The 19,679-nt window shown below is 50.4% G+C and carries 22 protein-coding genes; 5 read left to right on the forward strand and 17 right to left on the reverse strand.

Going from position 1 to position 19,679, the window contains the following annotated elements; all coding sequences use genetic code 11:
• Position 1 precedes the first annotated feature (1 nt).
• The 17 genes from K341_RS0109535 to K341_RS0109615 form a co-directional block, all read right to left on the reverse strand.
• Complete coding sequence (locus K341_RS0109535; protein WP_026762638.1) at positions 2-541, reverse strand: N-acetylmuramoyl-L-alanine amidase family protein; 540 nt, start codon at positions 539-541, stop codon at positions 2-4.
• Positions 541-1,806, reverse strand: a complete 1,266-nt coding sequence (locus K341_RS0109540; RefSeq protein WP_026762639.1) for a site-specific DNA-methyltransferase — start codon at positions 1,804-1,806, stop codon at positions 541-543. Before K341_RS0109540 ends, K341_RS0109535 begins: the two co-directional genes overlap by 1 nt.
• 13 nt (positions 1,807-1,819) lie before the next feature.
• Positions 1,820-2,380 carry a P27 family phage terminase small subunit gene (locus tag K341_RS0109545; protein WP_026762640.1) on the reverse strand — a complete coding sequence of 187 codons (561 nt, stop codon included), beginning with the start codon at positions 2,378-2,380 and terminating at the stop codon, positions 1,820-1,822.
• A gap of 111 nt (positions 2,381-2,491) precedes the next feature.
• Positions 2,492-2,848, reverse strand: coding sequence for an HNH endonuclease signature motif containing protein (locus K341_RS12410; protein WP_026762641.1), 357 nt, complete (start codon positions 2,846-2,848; stop codon positions 2,492-2,494).
• 128 nt (positions 2,849-2,976) lie between these two features.
• Positions 2,977-3,417, reverse strand: coding sequence for a hypothetical protein (locus K341_RS0109555; protein WP_026762642.1), 441 nt, complete (start codon positions 3,415-3,417; stop codon positions 2,977-2,979).
• On the reverse strand, positions 3,414-3,626 hold the full coding sequence (locus K341_RS0109560; RefSeq protein ID WP_026762643.1) for a hypothetical protein: 213 nt from the start codon (positions 3,624-3,626) through the stop codon (positions 3,414-3,416). The genes K341_RS0109555 and K341_RS0109560 overlap by 4 nt, the downstream gene beginning before the upstream one ends.
• Complete coding sequence (locus K341_RS0109565; RefSeq protein WP_026762644.1) at positions 3,623-4,966, reverse strand: DEAD/DEAH box helicase; 1,344 nt, start codon at positions 4,964-4,966, stop codon at positions 3,623-3,625. Before K341_RS0109565 ends, K341_RS0109560 begins: the two co-directional genes overlap by 4 nt.
• 31 nt (positions 4,967-4,997) lie before the next feature.
• Positions 4,998-5,675, reverse strand: a complete 678-nt coding sequence (locus tag K341_RS0109570) for an ORF6N domain-containing protein (protein ID WP_026762645.1) — start codon at positions 5,673-5,675, stop codon at positions 4,998-5,000.
• Complete coding sequence (locus K341_RS0109575; RefSeq protein ID WP_026762646.1) at positions 5,668-5,949, reverse strand: PDDEXK family nuclease; 282 nt, start codon at positions 5,947-5,949, stop codon at positions 5,668-5,670. Before K341_RS0109575 ends, K341_RS0109570 begins: the two co-directional genes overlap by 8 nt.
• Positions 5,950-6,161: 212 nt before the next feature.
• The gene (locus K341_RS0109580; RefSeq protein ID WP_026762647.1) at positions 6,162-8,492 is read right to left on the reverse strand and encodes a virulence-associated E family protein; all 2,331 of its coding nucleotides are present in this window, start codon (positions 8,490-8,492) and stop codon (positions 6,162-6,164) included.
• Positions 8,489-8,884: a DUF7768 domain-containing protein gene (locus K341_RS0109585; RefSeq protein ID WP_026762648.1), complete on the reverse strand. Its 396-nt coding sequence runs from the start codon at positions 8,882-8,884 to the stop codon at positions 8,489-8,491. The genes K341_RS0109580 and K341_RS0109585 overlap by 4 nt, the downstream gene beginning before the upstream one ends.
• Positions 8,881-9,084: a hypothetical protein gene (locus K341_RS0109590; protein WP_009442047.1), complete on the reverse strand. Its 204-nt coding sequence runs from the start codon at positions 9,082-9,084 to the stop codon at positions 8,881-8,883. Before K341_RS0109590 ends, K341_RS0109585 begins: the two co-directional genes overlap by 4 nt.
• Positions 9,085-9,190: 106 nt before the next feature.
• A complete protein-coding gene (locus tag K341_RS0109595) occupies positions 9,191-11,143 on the reverse strand; it encodes a DNA polymerase (protein WP_026762649.1) in 1,953 nt (650 codons plus the stop codon).
• A 68-nt stretch (positions 11,144-11,211) separates the two neighbouring features.
• The gene (locus K341_RS0109600) at positions 11,212-11,772 is read right to left on the reverse strand and encodes a DUF2815 family protein (RefSeq protein WP_026762650.1); all 561 of its coding nucleotides are present in this window, start codon (positions 11,770-11,772) and stop codon (positions 11,212-11,214) included.
• A gap of 12 nt (positions 11,773-11,784) precedes the next feature.
• Entirely contained in the window at positions 11,785-12,909 is a 1,125-nt protein-coding gene (locus K341_RS0109605; RefSeq protein WP_026762651.1) for a DUF2800 domain-containing protein, read from the reverse strand.
• On the reverse strand, positions 12,899-13,189 hold the full coding sequence (locus tag K341_RS0109610) for a hypothetical protein (RefSeq protein ID WP_026762652.1): 291 nt from the start codon (positions 13,187-13,189) through the stop codon (positions 12,899-12,901). The genes K341_RS0109605 and K341_RS0109610 overlap by 11 nt, the downstream gene beginning before the upstream one ends.
• A gap of 86 nt (positions 13,190-13,275) precedes the next feature.
• On the reverse strand, positions 13,276-13,932 hold the full coding sequence (locus K341_RS0109615) for a hypothetical protein (RefSeq protein WP_026762653.1): 657 nt from the start codon (positions 13,930-13,932) through the stop codon (positions 13,276-13,278).
• Between the two features lie 596 nt (positions 13,933-14,528).
• On the opposite strand from K341_RS0109615, the gene K341_RS0109620 reads away from it, so the two are divergent.
• The 5 genes from K341_RS0109620 to K341_RS11820 form a co-directional block, all read left to right on the forward strand.
• On the forward strand, positions 14,529-15,458 hold the full coding sequence (locus tag K341_RS0109620; protein WP_026762654.1) for an ABC-three component system protein: 930 nt from the start codon (positions 14,529-14,531) through the stop codon (positions 15,456-15,458).
• Positions 15,434-15,919, forward strand: coding sequence for an ABC-three component system middle component 2 (locus K341_RS0109625; RefSeq protein ID WP_071604421.1), 486 nt, complete (start codon positions 15,434-15,436; stop codon positions 15,917-15,919). The genes K341_RS0109620 and K341_RS0109625 overlap by 25 nt, the downstream gene beginning before the upstream one ends.
• Positions 15,912-17,753 carry a coiled-coil domain-containing protein gene (locus K341_RS0109630; protein WP_026762656.1) on the forward strand — a complete coding sequence of 614 codons (1,842 nt, stop codon included), beginning with the start codon at positions 15,912-15,914 and terminating at the stop codon, positions 17,751-17,753. The genes K341_RS0109625 and K341_RS0109630 overlap by 8 nt, the downstream gene beginning before the upstream one ends.
• Before the next feature lie 165 nt (positions 17,754-17,918).
• Complete coding sequence (locus K341_RS0109635) at positions 17,919-19,271, forward strand: RNA-binding domain-containing protein (protein WP_026762657.1); 1,353 nt, start codon at positions 17,919-17,921, stop codon at positions 19,269-19,271.
• 154 nt (positions 19,272-19,425) lie between these two features.
• A partial coding sequence (locus K341_RS11820) for a transposase (protein WP_428829700.1) occupies positions 19,426-19,679 on the forward strand: 254 nt, incomplete at its 3' end.

A 19,679-nucleotide genomic window follows, 5' to 3' on the forward strand; every position in this document is an offset into this window, starting at 1 on the left:
TTCAACACTCTCCTTCATAGTCCGTTACCCCACGCGCAATCGCACGTGCAAATTCATCCTGCTGCGTCCCAAGAAGCTCTGCATCGCCCGCATGGTCGATAAACGCAAGCTCCACAAGCACTGCGACCGCATCAGTGTTGCTCAGAACATACAGTCCGTTGACACCGGGCTTTGCACCCTTCACGCCGCGATCCACAGTGCCGAGCGCATCCACAATCTGGTTCTGGATGCACTGTGCCAGTATCTCCCCTGCGCCGCTTCCATAGAAGTGCCAGACCTCCGTTCCGTTTGCACTGCCGTTATAGGCGTTGCAGTGAATGGAGATGAATACGTCCGTATCGCTGTTGTTGGAAGCCGTAACGACTTCATGCAGACTGTCCGATTGCAAAGTGCCAACTACCTCTACACCTGCGGCAACGAGATAGCCCGCCACAAGGTCAGCGACGTTCTTTGTCACGTCACATTCCCGCAGCCCGTATCCGCACGCGCCGGGGTCGGGATTTCCGTCCGGCGCATGACCCGGATTCAAAAACACACGCATCACGATTCCTCCTTTGGTTTCGGCACATCCACATACGGAATGCGCTCACCGTCACGTTCCAAAAACACATCTTCTGTATTGCCGTCCTTGCTCTGGATGTATCTCTCAACAGCAACATCCACGAATTTCGCCTCAAGCTCCACGCCATAGCAGATACGCCCCAGCTGGTCGCAAGCAATCAGCGTTGATGCCGAGCCGAGGAATCCGTCAAGAACGATACCATTCGTCTGCGTACACTGCTTGACAAGGTACGCGATAAGCGGCACGGGCTTCGAGGACGGATGTCCGCAGCCGTCCTTCTTCGAGTCTTTGATGCGGTCAAATGCAAAGACAGTGGTCTGCTTCTGATCGCCGTACCACCTGTGCCGTCCGTCCTTCCTCCATCCCCAGATAATCGGCTCGTGGATGTACTTCCAGTCCGTGCGCGTAAGAACCAGTCGGTCTTTCTTCCAAACCAAGCCCGCGCCAACTTTAAAGCCCGCATCTTCATAAGCGTCATGAAAGATGCGGGCTTTTGCTGTTGCGTAAAATACATAGATGGAAGCGTCTGTCGCCATTGCCGAGTGGAAGGCGGTAAAGGCAGATTTGAGGAACTCATAGGCGTCCTTGTCATTCAGATCGTCGTTCTTTATTTTCCCCGATGTGCTTTCAAGCTGGATCATGTATGGGGGATCCGTGCATACGAGATTTACCTTCTCACTGCCGAGCAGACGTTCATACGTCTCCGGCAACGTGGAATCTCCGCAGATAACACGATGCTTGCCGAGATGCCACACATCACCCGATTGAGCAACACAGGGTTTTGCGAGTTCCGCATCCACGTCGAAATCATCTTCCTGCGCTTCACCATCATCCAGTGAGAGCAGATCGGCAATCTCGGATTCGTCAAAGCCCGTGAGCGAGATGTCAAAGTCCATACCCTGCAAGGCTTCCATCTCGACGCGCAGCATTTCCTCGTCCCATCCTGCGTCAAGTGCGAAACGGTTGTCCGCGAGGATGTACGCTTTCTTCTGCGCTTCCGTCAGATGATCGACGAATACGCACGGCACGCTCTCCATCCCCTCCGCCCGCGCCGCCGCAACACGTCCGTGTCCTGCGAGGATGCCGTAGTCCTTGTCAATAATGACGGGACTGACGAATCCGAACTCCCGCAGACTGCCGCGCAGCTTGTTGATCTGCTCGGGCGAATGCGTCCGTGCGTTGTTGGCATATGGCACGAGTTTACTGATCGGAACGAGCTTCATTTCCGATGTTGTTTTGTTCAAATGACTTCCCTCCTTACTTTCTCGAACGCAGCAGCCGTTCCATCCGCTCCTCTTGCGGAGAGCCGACGAATGTGGTGGTGCAGTTCTGCTTTACGATGTCGAAAATCTCATACCAGAGCAGATTCGACTGCTTCTGGAATGCCTGCCCCATCTGAACAAAGGGGCTTGCTATTGCCCCTCCGGTGGTCGGATGCTTGCCGATGAGCCCGTATTGACTCATTGCCTCCTCACACTGGATGAAACGGGCAAATGCCTGTGCGTAGCTTTCAATGAGCCGTGGATTCACAAGCCGCTCACAGCCGCGCTCCTTCAGCCACAGCCATGTTTCACGGAAAATCTCATCCGCGCCGAGCGGCTTTCCGTTCCGCTGTCGCGCAGACAGGAACTCGCTCGGCGTTGGCATCTCCTCGCCGTAGAGGTCGGCAGCATCCACAAGATCTGTGCCGTCCAGTTCCGTCATGGGGAACTCCATGATGTGCGCCGTGCGCCCACCCGCGATTTTATCTGCGAGTGGTTCGGGTTTATCTCCCGCCCGGATGCGCCGTCCACCGCGATTTGTTCCGTCCCGCGCCATCTTTTCGCCCCCTTCCTTTAATACCCCGTTTGAACCGACGTTTTTGTGCGTACGCCCCCTCCCCGGTCCAGTAACGGCGCGGTTTTAGAGATTTGACCGCCCCCTAGGGGTCTAGCGGTCACCACTGCCGCGCTGGTGAATCCGTTCATGACAGGAGACACAGAGCGACATCAAGTTGCTCTCATCATGTGTGCCACCGTCAGCAAGAGGTCGGATGTGATGCACAAGCGTTGCACGAACGTATCTCCCCCGCTCTTTGCACATCTCACAGATCGGATGCCCTGCCAAGTGACGGTCACGAATCCTACGCCATACGCTGCCATATCTCGCGTGCTGATCGTAGCCACGGGAAAAATGCTCGTAATGTTTCTGCATGACTTTCTCGTGTGCCTTACAGTAACAGCTTTTTCGGTCTGTAAGATTCGGACATCCCGTCATGCGACAGGGACGTTTCGGCTTTCTCGGCATTACGTTTCTCCATCAAAAAAGCCCTCACGGAGAATTGCTTCTCCGAGAAGGCTGATTCCATATACTATTCTTGCTGAGTCTATCATATCACTGTCAACCCTATGAACGCAACGTGAACCTTTGTGAACTTATGTGAACTCGGATGAACTCTGCTGTTTTTTTTCTAAAATTTTTTCAACTTCATCCAGTGCCTTGCCATGAATCTTGTGTATCCACCGAACGCTGACGCTCATATCCGCTGCAATATCTTCCCACGATTTGAAGCTGTGGTAACGACGCTCAAGCACCATCTGAGCGTTTTCATCCTCAACTTGCCAGATCGTATTCATGATCTCGAGTTTCAGACTGATCAGACGGTCGATGTCTGCATTGATCTCATCTTCCGTGTCGGTCAGCCGCGCGATGATGGTTTCCATCCGCTGATTGTTCGGACTCGGACTCTTCGGCATGTCGCTGATGACGGTGCTCACATTTGTTGCCATGTCACGCAGCCGCGACACATGGGCGACCTTATCATTGATGCGTCGGTCAATGTTCCATGCCTGACTGAGATACTCTTTCGCTGTCATGCAAATTCCCCCTCCAACTTTTCAAGCAGCCACTCTCCGTCCAGACTAGTCAGCTGTCCGAACCATGCAGAACGGAAGAACCGCTCTGTCTCAGAGCGCATCACTACCGCTGCAATGTTCTCTACGTCTTTTCCGAGAGCCGCCCTCGCCCACCGATAGTCTTTCGCCGCCTGTTCGACGATGGCGTTTGCCAGAATCTCATAGTTCATGATGCCACCTCCGCTTTGACGGCTTCAATCAGTGCCGTCTGTGTCTTGTCCTTCCGTTTCAAGGCACGGAGGATTCTCTCGTCAATCGTGCCCTCGGCGATGATATGCTGCACCACCACGGTGTTTGCGTTCTGTCCCTGCCGATAGAGCCGTGCCACGGTCTGTTGGTAGAGTTCCAAACTCCATGTAATGCCGAACCACACCATGGTCGAACCGCCGCTCTGAAGGTTAAGACCGTGTCCTGCACTTGCAGGATGGATGAGAGCGACGGAGATTTCTCCGCGATTCCAACGGGCGATTGCGTCATCCGTATCCAGTCGGACGCATGCCAGACGCTCCTCAATGCGCTCTGCGTCATGCCGGAACCAATACGCCACGAGGAGCGGTTTGCCGTTCATGCTCTCGATGATGTCCTCCAAGGCATCGAGCTTGCGGTCATGTATATGCAGCGTAGCTCCATCGTCGGCGTAGACTGCGCCGTTTGCCATCTGCGCGAGTTTCCCGGACAGGACACCGGCATTTGCCGCCGTCACCTCATCGCCCTTCATCTGCAAAACCAACTGCTCACACATTGAGTCGTACATCTTCTTCTCGGCCTCATCCATGCGAACGCTATATTCGCTCTCGATCAGCTCGGGCATCCTCAGATGGTCGGCGGCTTTCATAGAGATGGTGATATCGGAGATTTTCTCGTAGATCCGCTCCTCGGCTCCGGGCAAGGGAACGTAGGAGAAGACCACCTGTCCGTTTCGCTTATCCGGTTTGAAGTAATCTTGCCGATACTTCGTGATGAACCGCCCCAAACGCTGTCCCATGTCGAGTACCTTGAACTCTGCAAAGAGATCCATCAATCCGTTGCCGGATGGCGTTCCCGTCAGTCCGATGACTCTCTTTGCCAAGGGGCGAACCTTCATGAGTGCCTTGAATCGCTTGCTGCTCCAATTCTTGAACGAGGAGAGTTCGTCTATCACAATGGCATCGTAGTTGAAGTTGGTTTTCTCCACGAGCCACGGCACATTCTCACGGTTGATGATGTAGAGGGAGGCTCGCTGCCGAAGTGCATGAAGGCGTTCTTTCTTCGTTCCGACTACTACGGAATAGCGGAGATGCTTCAAATGCTCCCACTTTCCGATCTCCTGCGGCCATGTATTCCGCGCTACACGGAGCGGAGCGATAACGAGGACACGGGAAATCTCAAAGCAGTCGAAGAGAAGGTTGTTGAGAGCTGTGAGGGTAATCACGGTCTTTCCAAGTCCCATATCGAGGAGTACAGCAGCAGTCGGGTGGCTTTCGATAAAGTCGATGGCGTACTGCTGGTAATCATGCGGTATGAACTTCATAGAGCATCACCTCCAATCTCAGCGGAATTCATTACCGAAACACTTCCTGCAGCACATCCACATGGTAGGTATTCACCATGCCATATTTGGCATCGTACTCCTTGCCGATGTGATAGCCCTGCTTTCTGGACATTGCCGAGGCTCTGCGTCCAAGCCTTGCGGCGGCATCCCGACCCACTCCCCGGATTCCCCTGAGGTTTGCATAGCCGATGATGGTGTAGTGGTGCTCATCGATAGTCATCTGCTTGGACTCGACCTCGAGAAGCCGCTCGTCCACCTTGTCGATACGGGCATTTGCGGCCTTGATTGCTTTTGCCTGCTCCACCATTCGTTGTGCACTGTAGAGGAGGAATTCCTCAGGCGTCATATTCTTCATGGGATTGAAGTAGCTTTCTTCCAGTTCATCAAAAACATCCCATGCCCGCTCCGTCCCCAGCATCTTGCTATGGCGAGCCGCACCTCTCTTTGTCCAGAGATGCAGATGACGTGTTTTCGGGGAAATTTGCAGTTCGATATTTTCGACCTGCAAGCGGAAGGTCTGTAAATCCTGCCCTTCCAGAACAAAGAAGTGCTTTCCCGCAATAAACCGCACACGGTTGTTGCTGAAGTTCTGCTGAATTTGCTTCGGAGCGCATCCATACGCCTCGGCAAGCTGCTCCGTGGTCATGACACGGATGCTGTTATGTTCCAATACCGTAAGTTCATTCATGGTCGATTTCCTCCAATACGCTGTCAATTTGATTTATCTCGTCAATCACATACACCTTGAATCCAAGTCGCCGAAGCAGCCTGTGCCGTGCCATCTGAAGTGGTCTCGGCTTTCTTTCCGGTGCTTTGAGTTCCACAAATCCCATCCTGCCATGCGGCAGAAGCACTAGTCGGTCGGGCATTCCATCGAATCCCGGTGAGGTGAACTTTGGAGCGATGCCTCCCATCGCCTTGGTTCTCGCTGCAAGTTCCTGCTCAATGTCTTTTTCTCTCATCGTTCTCCCCTGTGACGACAGTGACTAAAAATCCTATACGCGCGAATATGTGTGCGGTTTCCCCTTATGGGTATACATTTACTGTTTTTCTCTTATATAGAATTTACTGTCTTGTCCGTCACAAATCGTCATAAATGCCAAGAAATACGACGATGGAAGTGTGACAACTTTTACCTGCGTTGTCACACGAACCACCTTGTCACGCCGTCTTGTCACATCTTTTTATAAAGCCGCTGAAGACCGTATATTGGAATGCGCCGCCTCGTTTCAGGACGCGACCAGTCGGGAAGCCTTGCCATGATGGCAGATATGGCATAACTGTCCGCAGGTTTGATGTCCTCCTTCGCTTTGCCGAAGCATTCGCACCATATCTCGATGTTGGAAACGGTCTCCCGGTGCATCGTTCCTTTGGCATTCAGGAGACCGTCCGGGTCTTGCACATAATCCCTTCTCTGATGCACGTCCATCGTGTCCCATGTCTCCGGCAGAAGCATATCGAGATAACGTGCGACAAGCCCTTCGCGGTCATCCTGCTCCATCGCTTCGGACTGTTCCTTTCTGGCATAGTCCTCCAAGGTGTGGTCGAGAAACAGTTCCTCTCCGGCATTGGAAAGAACGATGACCTCCGCCCAGATTTGATCCACCATCTCTTGGCCAAGATCCCAAGGCTTCATTCTGCCGTCACCCGTAACCTTGACGTTCCAGAACCTGCGGTTTCCCGTAATGTCGCGAAGATACCCGTTCTCGCTGTTGGTCGTGCCGAAAAAGATGCACTGTCTCGGATGAGGTGTGACCCGTCTGCCGAAAGAGGCGCGGTACTTATCATCCTGCCTCGATACAAACGCCTTCACCTTCTCAAGCTCTGCTTTACGCATACCTGCCATCTCACCGATCTCGTGAATCCAGTAGCCCTGCAGCTTCTCCGCTGCCGTCTTGTCGTTCATGTCGGAAAGCGTCAAGCTGTCGGCGAACCACTCCATGCCGAGTTTGGCGATCAGCGTGGATTTCCCGATGCCCTGATTTCCGTTGAGCACTGTGATGTAGTCGAATTTGATGCCGGGATGATAGATACGCATATATGCCGCGCAAAGTGCCTTTCTGGTCACAGCGCGGACGTAGGCGTTGTCCTGCGCCCCCAGATAATCAATCAGGACGGTGTCCACTCTCGGCATCTCGTCCCACACCGGCAGACCGTCGAAATACTCCTTGATCGGATGGTAGGAGCGGTCATCTGCGGCCTTGGTCACGGCAATGTCATAATTTCTCTGTGAAAAGGATCCGTAGCTTGCGTCAATATAGCAGATGAGCTGTGCATCGTCCGCATCCCGCCAGAACCGCGCAGGATGTTTCCACGGAACCGCGCCGCGAATCTCCATGCCGTCCGCCAGCTGGTTGAACACGATGTTCTTCATGTACGGATCGTTCTCCATGATGAGCCGGATATTATGGAGGCTGTTTTCCAGTACACCGTTCTTATTGCGCTGCAGACGTTTCTTCCACTCGTCATCGACAGATTCCGCAAAGTCTTTTTCTGCCTCACTCAGTCGCTCGTTTGCCGCCACAATCTTGACCTCATCCTGCTGCATGGCAAAATCGCACATGGCGCGGAAGGATGCCTTATCATCCAGATCACCGAACTTGTGGACGCGGACGATATCGAAGGCATTACAGAGTTTCAGATATGCCAGGTCTTTCGCATGGTGGGAATAGACAAACTTTTCATCCTTGATCTCCACGCCCGCAATGCTGCTGGAAGCGATGAGATGCCAGCGGCTTTCGCTCTCGGTCGGCTCGTATACGCCGGCAAGAAAGGTTTCAAGAGCACGGGTGACAGGAAAGAATACCCGGTTGAAGATTCCGACTGTGCCTTCTTTTTCAAGAGGATCCTGCACCTTCTGCTGCGTGACCTGATTCGCCTTGCTCTCACGAGAGGATGTGGGAAGCCTCATCGGATCCGTCCATTCCGAGTGCGCCGACAGGATCGCATCCGGGTCGAGCCATTCCTTTTCCACTTCTTTGAAGACAAATACGCCGTTCTGCGGAGACGACGGCCAGTACATCAGCTGATTCGGCCGATAGGAGCATTCATCGAAAAAGTCAATGCCCAGCATCTGCGCCAGATACCTGGATACTGCCACGAACTCCTCCGAGGTGACATCCCGCAGCAGCGGGAATACCAGTCTTACGCGAGGATTCGCCTCCGTACTGGAATGCGTGGTGTAAAGGCATGAAGTGTACGACGCATTCGTTTCATAGTCATCGAGGAACGCTTTGTCAATACGGTCGCCGTCCAGAGCGATCATCGAGCGCAGTTCCACGGCATCAACCTTGCGGCGACCGCCTTTCAGCGCACCGCCGACAAATCCGCCGTGGTCTTTTGCCACATCTCTCTGTGCCTTTGACATCTTTGCGTATTCTTCCGCAGATTCCGCTGTACGGATGGTGACCTTGAGCCGCTCCTTCAAATCCTCGTACCGAATGGTTTTATTCACCCAATTCTTTGCCTGACGGCTGTTTCCGTAGGCAATCGCCAAGTCTCTCATCCTGATACCTCCTCGCATTTGGTTGTGAAATAGCGGATGTTCTTCCGCAGCCTCTTGGCATGAGCAATCTCCGTTTCCATGCCCTCGGTGATCTTTTCGCCGAACACCCAGACTTCGCCGCACAACCGCAAAAGTTCGAGGTTCATGGACATCACTCTCCCACGCTCGTTTGTCTCTGACATAAACTGCGGGAAATACAGATGCGGGGCAATCGGAATGCGCCCCCTGCTGACAGCGAACTTGCAGTACTGCCGCGCCCGCATGACGTTGACGCGCGGATTGTCCCGATAAGGAGAGCAGATATAAACAAATCTGCCCTCCCGGCTTACCTTAGTCAGAGCGGCGTATGCCGTAGGGTCGGCATAGCCCTCGTGGTTCCTGCGCTCGATCATTTCTCACACCGCATCTTTCGGCTGCATTCCGTGCAGCAAATCGCCGTACCGAAGAGGTCAAACTCCGCATCGCCGAAAAACTCGTTGAGGTCGACAGGCACTTCTGCTCCGCAGCGCGGACAATGGCAAAAGACATTCTCGTCATTGATTTCCACCGTGACCTCCAGAGCGTCATTGATGTTTTCCTTGACATAGAACATAAGATTTCCTCCCTTTGAAAACAGATTAGTTCCTCTCATCAGTAAGAGGACGAACCGAGAGGTTTTGGTCACCAAAAATCCTCCCAATTTTCTGGGAGGATGGAAATTAGTCTTTCTGATAGAATTGGCACTCGAAGCCGTCAGCGCGGAGCAGAAGCCCTTCCGCCCAAGGCGGGGTTCGTGCCATCTGCTCACAAATGACAGGAAGGGAGATCCGCTCATCGCATTCGATAATGAGTTCATCATGGACGTGCGCGACAATATCCATCGTTCGCAGCGTCTGCATGGCGCAGCAGAGAATATCACGGCTGATGGCCTGTGTGATATTCTCCACGAGCTTCGGGCCGTAGGATTCGATCCGCGCCCACTTTTTTGAGAGATCCAGCCCCATGTAGGTAATGGATTCGCCGCCGAACTGATTTTCTCCGATGCGCGGTTTTACGTAGGAAAGCCGTCTGCCGCTCGGAAGTTCGATGAACATCATACCGCCCTGATAGATGAACCGGATTCCGTGCGTGACTTTTGTGCTGCGCTCCTTGATGCAGTCCTTTGCCGCACGATCCACCGCCCACCAGAAATCCACGATGTTCGGGCTTGCCGAACGCCAAGCATCCACGAGCGGCTTTAGTTCCTCTTCCTTCATCCCGGACTCCAATGCACCGAATGCCTTGAGTGCGCCAACAGATCCGCCGTAGCCACACGCCAGTTCTGCCTGCTTCCCTTTTTGCCGTAGATGCCCGTTCTCGCCGTGTTTCACTACGTTGCACTGGAACATCCTGCCCGCCGTAGCGCAGTAAATGTCGCCGTTGCCCTCGAAAACATCCATGCGCCATCGTTCCTTGGCAAGCCATGACAGCACCCGTGCCTCGATGGCAGCAAAGTCCGCAACGATGAATTTCCTGCCCGCCTTTGGGATAAAGGCTGTACGGATAAGCTGAGAAAGCACATCCGGCACGGAGTCATAGAGCATTTCGAGTGCTGCATAGTTCCCCTGCCACACGAGATCACGGGCGCACTTGATGTCGGAGAAATGATTCTGCGGAAGATTTTGCAGCTGCACGATGCGTCCCGAAAACCGCCCGGTACGGTTCGCCCCATAGAACTGAAACATTCCTCGTGCTCTGCCATCCGCACAAACGGTATTCTGCATCGCCTGATATTTCTTCACTGAGGATTTCGCAAGCTGCTGACGAAGCGCCAGTACATCGGAGACAGGAGACTGGACGGTCTTGAGCAAAGCTGTCACAGACTTCTTATCCAGCGACTCCGTTTCGACACCGTAGTCTCTGAGCCATTCTTTCATCTGCGCCACGCTGTTCGGATTTTCAAGCCCGGTCAAGGCTTTCAGCTTGTCCGTTAGCTGCTCCTTAGTGAGCAAGTCAATCCTAACAGCGTTATCTACGAGCGGCATATCCAGACGTATCCCGCGATCATTGATCTCCTGGTCGAGCACATATTCATCCCATACCGACTGCGGCACAGGATATTTGGACAGACGTTTCTGTATTGCTATCTCCACTTCGACATCGCGCCGGTTATAGGACTTGAACAGTTCCCACCTCTCTCCCGTGGGTTTGTGGAACGGAGGCGTAGAAAAATAGCGAATCAGAGACTTGCCCTCGGCCATTTTCTGCTCTTCCAGTCGCAACACCCTGCCCACGGCGGCAAGTGAGAGCGGCAGTCCCATGTACGCAGACCAGATCATTGTGCAACGCCAGCTGCGGGGATTCAGAAAGCGGGCACACACCGTAGAAAGTGGATGATTATCATGGAACGGATCGAGGGTCATCCCCAAGTTCGACAAGTATCGCGACAGGCACACCCGCTCAAAATTGGCGTTGAACGCCCACTTGATGATGCTCTCATCGGTCAGAGCATCCAGAATCTCCTTCGGAATCCGCTCCCCATTAGCGAGGTCAACGACCTGCACCGTACCTCCATCCACGGCATAGCCAAAAAGCAGGATCTCAAAATCCTCTGCCTCGACGTAACGGTAAACGCCGCTCTTGCTAATATCCACACTGCTCCGAGTTTCAAGATCAACGGACAATGATTCCATGTCACTTCTCCTTCCGTGACAAAGGCAGCGAGGAAGAATCCCCGCTGCCCGTGTCGGTCAACTCTTATTTAGCTGAGAAAATCCTCGTCTTCGTCTGCGAAGTCATCCTCGGCGCGGGTCTTGCCCCCGAGCGGCTCACCGTCGGAAATCTTCTGCAGGTTGTTCAGTCCGCAAGCGATGCCCTTGTTGCCGTTCGAGTTGAATGCGTAGAAGTTGATGCTTGCTCGTCCGTAAACGCCGGAGTAGACCTCCGAGTGCTCGATGATCGGATTGCGGGCAGCATCCACGATGCCGGGCGCGGTCGCAGAGTTTGCGTTGATGAAGTAGCAATCCTTGTACACCTCATCGTCTGGGCGTTCCGCATCGCCGTCACGGAGCGGGTTCTTGATTGCAGAGAGCGCGGGCACGGACTTGCTGTTTCCCTTGAGTTTCGACTGCCCTTCCTCGTACGCCGCCTGAATGGCGTTCTTGACTGCCGTCACCGTTTTGGTATCACTCTTCGGAATGATGAGTGATACGCTGAACTTCGGTGCACCGCCGTTGATGGACTTTGCCTGCCAGACGTTGGCATAGCTCCAACGTGTCTTGACTCCCGTGATTACTTTTGTCGGATTGATAACTTTTGCCATGATGTGTTTTCCTCAACTTTCCTTAAAATCTTCTGCTGCGGTATTCATTACCGGCCGCTTGTCGCTCATGGGAGCGAGGGTTGGTTTCCCCTGTGGTTTGATAACGAAAGCGCCGAGCAGTTCCTCAAACTTACTTTTTCCGAGCAGACCAGTCATCGCCGTAATCCCAAGCAGTTTTTGCTCATACGGCTCAAAGCCTGCTTCTTTGACGGTTTTGGCGACAGCCGCCTCGTCGGTGTATTTCCGATTCGAGCGGCCTTCGACCAGTTTCCAGTCCGCCCACTGTTTTCCTTGGATTGCCCGCTGCAGGGCGTACTCCTTGATGTCGCTGACCCATGCGGCGAGCGTGTCGGCTTTTGCAAGCACCGCCTCCACCTCTGCGTCCTCCAGTGTCGGCGGCATCTCGAAATCGTAACGAGCGAGTTCCAGATTGTACTCTGCCCGTTTGCGACAGGTCGCCTTGATTTTGCAAAACTGGCAGTGCGCTCCGGCACAGAACTCACCTTCTCCTGCGTGTGCCAGCTTTGCCGCAGGTACGAGTGTATCTGCCGCCCATGCCAGAAGGTCGGATTTCGAGATGCTGAACTCCGAGATGTTGGCAAGACGCGGTTGGAAGATCACCATCCGTACCTCGTCTATGTCGTACAGGCCATCGAACATCTGGACGCAGCCGAGCGCGTAGCACATCATCTGTGGATTATGGTCGGCACTGACCTCGATGCCCTTGCCGTGTTTGTAGTCCACGATGCAGACGGTCTTACCCGAAATGATGAGCGTGTCGGCTGTACCGAAGCCATCCGGCACAAAGTCCGAGAAATCCACACGCTGTTCCACCGACACCATCGTGTCCTTGCTCTCGTCACGGAACTGACCGACCAGTTCCATCACAAACTGGCAGTATGCCTCAGCGCACTCTTCCATCTCAGTGTCATAGTAGGCGAGATTCTTGGTCGGATCGCGTACCCGCTCACCCAGAGCCTTGCAAAGTTTGTACTCACAGAGCATATGCGCATCTGTTCCTTGTGCGGCATACTCGCTTGGCGTGTCGGATTTCTCCGCATTGAGCCGTGCCGACGGCGGACAGGCAATCCATCGTGCGGCAGAGGATGCAGAGAGGACGGCGTGCTTACGTGCCAATGCGCTCAGCCTCCTTCAAGAGTGCCGCATACTGCTCCGGTGCGATGTCGCTGAGTTTGTCCGCGCCGAACTTTGCGATCAATGACTTGACTGCGGCACTGTGTCCTTCGACAGAGAGTTTCGCAAGTACGGCGCGTACCTCCTCAAGGGTCGGTGCTTCTGTCTTCTCCGTTGGTAACGATTCCTCTCCTTCGGAACTCTGCACGAATTCCTCCAAGACATCGACCAGTCGGTGAAGAACGCCGATAAGCTCGGCTATTGCTTCATTTTCCTCCCGCATGGAGATCACTTCCTTTCGATTGACTGCGGGGATTTTCACTTTCCTATAAAGAAGAGGACACCGCCGTATGTTTTGGTCACCGATTTTTACATAAAATCTTTGAGCTGTGCCTGAAGCCCGGGCATGAACTTATTCATGCGCTTACGAATGCTTTCCTTAGATTTGAAGCCGACAGCGGCGGCAATGGTACGCTCCGACTCTCCCGCCGCCTTGCGGACAAGAATTTCATAGTCGATGGGATCGAGTTCACTGAGGACCTCGTACAGTCTACGATTGCGCTCTCTGCAGCTGACGGTGTCGGCGGCATCTTCGTGGACAGGAAGTTCGGGATCGTTGAGTTCTACCGCACGCTCCAAGGAGATTGTCCGATACACGGGATGTAAGCATCCGTCACAGCTGCGGTTGGCGCAACAGGGCTTTCCTTCATAGATACAGTGCTGCCCACGCTTTTCCCGCTTGTCCTCCCGCCAGATCGGTCGCATGACAGCAGAGTATTGCTCGGCATCGACAGGTGCATAAATTGCCCGCTCCGACGCCTTGAGGAACTTTTCTCCGGTAGCCTTTCGCCGGACGAGTTCGTCCATGCCCGTATCGCGGAATCTTCCGTTTTCGTGGATCTGAATCGGGACGGGGACATGCACGCCGAGCTTTCTGCTGATCTGAAAGCGATGCCCCTGCTGTTGGAGTACCTTGACCTCCTGCGCGGAGTAGTCTTTGATGATGCCGTCGAGCTGGATTTTCATAGTTTTGCGTTCCTTTCGTTCTTGCCGAACGGCGGGATACAAAACTACGCACGGGCTTCTATCCGAAAATGGGCATAAAGAAGCACGGTGGGAGCATAGAGATACTGACAAGCTCGTTACCTGTCAGCATCCCTATTCGCATCCCGCCGTCCTATGGCCATCTTGGACAACAGATTGACTTACCTAGGGAAACCGAATTTGATTTTTCCTACCACCACCTTAAAAATCTTTCTCTACATAGAAGCGGACACATACATCCGATTTGGTCACCGCTTGTTGATTAGAATTTTTTCTGGTTTTTCTCACAAAAGCGAGAAAAGAAACTCTTGCTCGTGTTATAATTCAGATGTACTAGATTTCCTCTGCTCTCCCTGATAAAACGACAAAGGTGCAAGGACTGTCTTGGAAATGTGTTATAATAGTTCTATGCACTATCTTCACAGAGAGATTTCATATGCTGTGCTTGATGAGGACTTCTACAAAATCAACTTACTAACAGCAGTTTAGCAAAATAGCTTATTTAAAAATCGGACTGGACGGACACTCCCGGACGCTCTCGGACAGAAAGGAAATCTTCAAACAGGAGGAATATAGTCATGACTTTTTCTGAATATGCTGGAGGTCTTTCAGCCTATATTTCATATGGAAAATCGGAGTATGACTATTTCACTGAGCTGATCGGGAATTTCATACAAGATGCTGCAATGGACGCCTGTAAACTACTGAAGAGACAGAATGACACAAAGTATCGATACATCAAAGGAATCCGCCTCATTCAAGTAAAGGATGCACAATATCTCTATGACCACCGTAATAAGGAAAAATTCTCGAATTGGATATGGGATCGGATATCTGACTCAGACTCTTATGATGAGATCTCAGCCTGGTTACGTAGCCATAACATTTCAAGTGATGATCCAGCCACAGCATGTGCAGACCTGTTAGAGTCTATAATCTTAGACATCATCAACAATATTGCCTCATCTCCCCCCTCTCAAAAATCTGATTTAGATCTGACGCTGATCAATGACATCCAAGAAAAAATAAAGTCGCTCCCCCGTCCGGCTAATGTACCGGTTCCTAAGGAAGCGACTCAAAATGAGGAAACATATATTGATGAGTTGTTTTTGGCATACGGCGATGCCGAGGGCATGAATGTGTTTTCGGCGAATGACCTCCCATCATTTCCAGATTATGAGGAGGATTTAAATGGTCGCCGTATCGATTTTTATGCGGCTGAAAGCATACGGCGCGGAGTATTAGAGTTGGGCAGTGGCAGTCTAACCGATCAATTTGACATCTTGAAATCCGAAACTCTTGTCGGCGTGACAGACACAGCAAAACGAACACACCCGAATGGTTATGAGCGTATGCTTGCAGTAATGGAGCAGGCAGTCACCACACCGATGACAAACTATGTTCTCAGCGCATCTCCATATTGGATCGGGGGAAGGATCAAAAAAGGTGTGTGCCATCATCTTGTGAACGACGGTAAACTGACATGGATAAGGAGAAGAAAGAAGTAATGAGTGAATCCGCCCTTGGCTCAGTCTTTGAAATTTCTCTCCGTATTCTTCTCATGCTGAAAGAGTTGTTTCCTTCAAAATTAGATGAACCACAAGTCAGTGCATTAGATTTCATCTCTGTTTACGCATCGGACTTTGGTCTGCTGGATGAAAACCTGCACGGATATGGCGATTACAGATTTAGTGAATATCCAGCAAGAAAGCATATGGTGGATTCTGCTTTAAAAAACCTTGTACTGGATGGATATGTTCGCCTATTCCCCACCCCAACCGGATACAGATACGCTATTACAGAGCTTGGAATGGCAGTCTGTAAGCAATTTGACAATGACTATGCAAAAGAATACATTATTGCAACTCATGCTGTACTTAGTAAGTTTAATAGAGCAAATGCCAAGGCGATGTTGAAAGAAATAAACAAACTTACTGTTCAATCACTAAAGGAGGTCGGACATGAATAGATTTTATATTGAAAAACTGATCGTGTCCGGTGGATGGCATAAAGACACCGTCATTGATTTCAAACCTGGTTTGAATTTTATATTGGGACCTTCCAATACAGGAAAAAGCCTCATCATGGAATGCTTGGATTATGTATTCGGATTCTCCCCGAAGAAAAACCGACCTTCAAAAATTGTTGATAACCAATACGGCTATGAGTATGTCACGCTCCATTTGGCAACAGGCACAGGAAGCGTTATTCTGAAGCGCAAAATAGGTGATTCAAAAATTCTCGTCAGCGGCACAGATCCAACAGTTGAGCATGGTACATACAGCGTAAGTCATAACGCCAAGAAGAATATCAACGCTGTCTATCTTCATTTGCTTGGAATTGATGAACCGCATGTTATTCGTTCGGCAGAAACAGGCACTAAAACCCAAGATTTAACATGGAGAAGCATGCTCCATCTGTTTTTCATTCGGCAAGGAGATGTCGCAAGAGAAAGTTCAGCATTACTTTCGCCCAATACCATAGGTCACACAGCATCGGCATCAGTGTTGTTGTATTTATTAACCGGGAAAGATGCCAATTCCCTTATTGCAACAGAAGATCCTAAAATCAGCGAAGCAAAAAAGAAGGCTGTGATTGGATACATTCAAGAAAAAGTAAAGGAACTCACTGCCAGACGAGAAAAACTAGAAGTTGCTCTCTCATCCTCAAATATCACAGATCCTCGTACGAGCGTCGAGCGTATTCGAAAAGAGATTTCTGACCTGCAGACACGGATGGATTCTGCTGCAAAAGAAAGTCAGCAGATTATGTCGGAAATCTATGCATGGAATGGTAAACTCTCCGAATCAAAAACTGTAGAACATAATCTCTCTGTCCTACACCAACAGTATCAAGCTGATATCAGGCGAATCGAGTTTATTGTTGATGGCGCAGCGAGTATCTCACCTATCCGAAAAAAAGTTAAGTGCCCTATCTGCGGTGAATATGCAGAACGTGTACAGAGCACATCTTTTATTGAAGCATCTGCAGCTGAACTTGAAAAAATTAAACATCATCTATCCGAACTAAATGTTGCTCAGCAAGGCGTCAATCATCAACAAAAAACGATCATTACCACAATCAGGGCATTAGAAGAAAAGAAAGATGCTATTGATACCCTGATTACTAAGCAATTACAGCCTCAATTAAGTTCTTTTGAAGAAAAACTTGAACAACATCTAAAACTGATACGGCTTTCAGGAGAGCTCGATTTTGTCCGTCAAGACGAAATACAGTACAGTAGTGAGTTGTTCAACAAGGAAACAGAAGAAGTATCGCGCCCCTCGAAGTATAATGTGTTCGAGGATTATGACTACGATCTCATCAAAGGCTTTGAAAAGAAACTTCGGCAGATTTTGAAAGCCGCCCATATTGGAGGAGCGAGTTCAGCAAGACTTAATATGGAGAACTTCGACATTGAGATTGAGGGGCTTAAAAAATCCGTCTCAATGGGTGGAGGCTTCTGCGGACTACTGAACACAATCACAACAATGGCGATGAGTTCATACCTCATTGATCTTGGAAGGAGTGCTCCCGGCTTCTATGCAGTCGATTCCTCCTTGACGCAGCTCTCTGAAGCGGAACATAAAGAACAAAACGATACCATAAAACAGAATTTCATAAATTATCTCATCTCTAATGCCCACGAACGACAGGTCATCATTGTTGAGCAAACAAAACGTATGCCCTTCATTCCCACTGACAGTGAGGAAAATGCTGTCCATGTTATTCAATTCTCTAGAAACAAAGAAAAAGGTAGGTATGGATTTTTGAATGATGTGTATAATGCGGAAGATCAATAATCCTTATTCACCTTTGAAAAATTTGAGCATGGAGCTCTATTATGTTATATAAAAGAATAGAGTATGGTATGCCCCCCTCAATTTGTATAGTGAAGATATGTGATCTCAATTGTTAGAATGGATCCAACAATACAGAAGCACAATATGCTTTGGAGGAATCGATATATGCCCGAAAGTCAAAATGTAGAATATAAAGAGTCTTGGCGGGACGAGTATCTGAAATGGCTCTGTGGGTTTGCCAATGCACAGGGCGGCACGATGTACATCGGTGTGAATGATTCCGGAAACATCGTCGGTGTAAAGAACATCAAAAAGCTGATGGAGGATATTCCGAATAAAATCCAGTCCGGTCTTGGAATCGTTGCGGATGTCAACAAACACACAAAAGATGGTGTGGAGTATCTCGAAATCAAAGTAGAGCCTAGCACTTTCCCTATCAGCTATCATGGAGAATTCCATTATCGCAGCGGAGCCACAAAACAACAACTAACCGGAATTGCGCTATCGCAGTTTATTATGCGAAAGACGGGGGTTCGTTGGGAGGATGTAACAGTCGAGGACATTACAGTAGATGATCTCGACGAGGAGAGCTTCAAAATCTTTCGTAGAGAAGCCCTAAGAAGCAAACGAATGGTTCAGGAGGATCTTGATCTTTCTAACACAGAGCTTTTAAGCAAGTTGCATCTGATGTCCAACGGCAAACTAAAAAGATCAGCAGTGTTGCTCTTTTACCACGATCCCAGCGTTGTACAAAATGGTAGTTATATAAAAATCGCTAAGTTCGGAGATGGAGCGGATCTGCAATATCATGATGATCTTGAAAATTCGTTGATAAAGAATGCAGATCAAGTAATCGACCTGATTTATCTGAAGTATCTGAAAGCTAATGTGTCATATATACATGATCGTCGGGTGGAAACATACCCTTATGCAAGAGATGCCATCCGTGAGGCAGTATATAACGCGATTGCCCACACCTGTTATATGTTTGGGACTCCCGTTCAGATTCGCATTGAGGATGAGGCATTTATCATAAGCAATCAGTGCATTCTTCCAGATGGATGGACGGTAGAGACATTGATGGAGCCTCATGACTCCGTACCGTATAATCCAGATATTGCAAATGTATTCTATCGTGCCGGATACATTGAACATTGGGGACGCGGTATCGAAAAAATCTGCGAGGCCTGTAAAGAGCTGGGGGCAGACCTTCCGTTTTATGAACTACGAGGAAATGGACTTCGAGTACATTTCAAGGCACTCCAAGGTGCACTTATTGCTCATCCAAAATCTCAAAACCGACATGATGTCGGTTTAGATGTCGGTTTGGATGTCGGTATAGCGGGTAGGATTCTGGAGTTGCTCATAGATAATCCCAAAATAACAATGGCTAAAATGGCAGAAAGACTGAACGTAGCAAAAAGGACAATTGAACGTGAAGTAAAACAGCTTCGTGAGACTGGTCGCGTAGAGCGCGTTGGCAGCAAACGATTCGGACACTGGAAAATCAACGATTAAATATTGTAGGGTCGAGGCATAAGATTTCCCGAGTGTGTGAAAGAAACTCTGTAAAAAACTTCACACTCGAAGAAACAGGTCTTCTATGATAAAATCTAATCACAGGAGGCCTTTGATTATGGCAAAACAACAAAAAGAAGTTCACAAAGTCAAAATGACCGATGGGAAAAGAGCGATCATTCAGCAACTCTTTCAAGAGTATGACATTGAGAGCACATCCGACATCCAAGACGCACTAAAAGACCTGCTGGGCGGAACCATCAAGGAAATGATGGAGGCGGAAATGGACAGCCATTTAGGCTACGAAAAATCCCAACGCTCCGCCAATGAGAACGCTCGCAATGGGTACAAATCCAAGACATTAAACAGCAGCTATGGGAGCGTTCGGATTGAAGTCCCCCAAGACCG

Origin of the sequence: Centipeda artemidis DSM 19719, assembly GCF_000426665.1 — a bacterium.
Classification (GTDB): domain Bacteria; phylum Bacillota; class Negativicutes; order Selenomonadales; family Selenomonadaceae; genus Centipeda; species Centipeda artemidis.

What these genes read in the sequence shown, in the direction of transcription:
- K341_RS0109555 (WP_026762642.1), bottom strand. Translation starts at nt 3,417, where the DNA reads ATGACAGCGAAAGAGTATCTCAGTCAGGCATGGAACATTGACCGACGC.
- K341_RS0109620 (WP_026762654.1), top strand. Translation starts at nt 14,529, where the DNA reads ATGACTTTTTCTGAATATGCTGGAGGTCTTTCAGCCTATATTTCATAT.
- K341_RS0109595 (WP_026762649.1), bottom strand. Translation starts at nt 11,143, where the DNA reads ATGGAATCATTGTCCGTTGATCTTGAAACTCGGAGCAGTGTGGATATT.
- K341_RS0109615 (WP_026762653.1), bottom strand. Translation starts at nt 13,932, where the DNA reads ATGAAAATCCAGCTCGACGGCATCATCAAAGACTACTCCGCGCAGGAG.
- K341_RS0109590 (WP_009442047.1), bottom strand. Translation starts at nt 9,084, where the DNA reads ATGTTCTATGTCAAGGAAAACATCAATGACGCTCTGGAGGTCACGGTG.
- K341_RS0109575 (WP_026762646.1), bottom strand. Translation starts at nt 5,949, where the DNA reads ATGAGAGAAAAAGACATTGAGCAGGAACTTGCAGCGAGAACCAAGGCG.
- K341_RS0109545 (WP_026762640.1), bottom strand. Translation starts at nt 2,380, where the DNA reads ATGGCGCGGGACGGAACAAATCGCGGTGGACGGCGCATCCGGGCGGGA.
- K341_RS0109610 (WP_026762652.1), bottom strand. Translation starts at nt 13,189, where the DNA reads ATGCGGGAGGAAAATGAAGCAATAGCCGAGCTTATCGGCGTTCTTCAC.
- K341_RS0109570 (WP_026762645.1), bottom strand. Translation starts at nt 5,675, where the DNA reads ATGAATGAACTTACGGTATTGGAACATAACAGCATCCGTGTCATGACC.
- K341_RS0109635 (WP_026762657.1), top strand. Translation starts at nt 17,919, where the DNA reads ATGCCCGAAAGTCAAAATGTAGAATATAAAGAGTCTTGGCGGGACGAG.
- K341_RS0109585 (WP_026762648.1), bottom strand. Translation starts at nt 8,884, where the DNA reads ATGATCGAGCGCAGGAACCACGAGGGCTATGCCGACCCTACGGCATAC.
- K341_RS0109625 (WP_071604421.1), top strand. Translation starts at nt 15,434, where the DNA reads ATGGATAAGGAGAAGAAAGAAGTAATGAGTGAATCCGCCCTTGGCTCA.
- K341_RS0109560 (WP_026762643.1), bottom strand. Translation starts at nt 3,626, where the DNA reads ATGAACTATGAGATTCTGGCAAACGCCATCGTCGAACAGGCGGCGAAA.
- K341_RS0109600 (WP_026762650.1), bottom strand. Translation starts at nt 11,772, where the DNA reads ATGGCAAAAGTTATCAATCCGACAAAAGTAATCACGGGAGTCAAGACA.
- K341_RS0109580 (WP_026762647.1), bottom strand. Translation starts at nt 8,492, where the DNA reads ATGAGAGACTTGGCGATTGCCTACGGAAACAGCCGTCAGGCAAAGAAT.
- K341_RS12410 (WP_026762641.1), bottom strand. Translation starts at nt 2,848, where the DNA reads ATGCCGAGAAAGCCGAAACGTCCCTGTCGCATGACGGGATGTCCGAAT.
- K341_RS0109535 (WP_026762638.1), bottom strand. Translation starts at nt 541, where the DNA reads ATGCGTGTGTTTTTGAATCCGGGTCATGCGCCGGACGGAAATCCCGAC.
- K341_RS0109630 (WP_026762656.1), top strand. Translation starts at nt 15,912, where the DNA reads ATGAATAGATTTTATATTGAAAAACTGATCGTGTCCGGTGGATGGCAT.
- K341_RS0109565 (WP_026762644.1), bottom strand. Translation starts at nt 4,966, where the DNA reads ATGAAGTTCATACCGCATGATTACCAGCAGTACGCCATCGACTTTATC.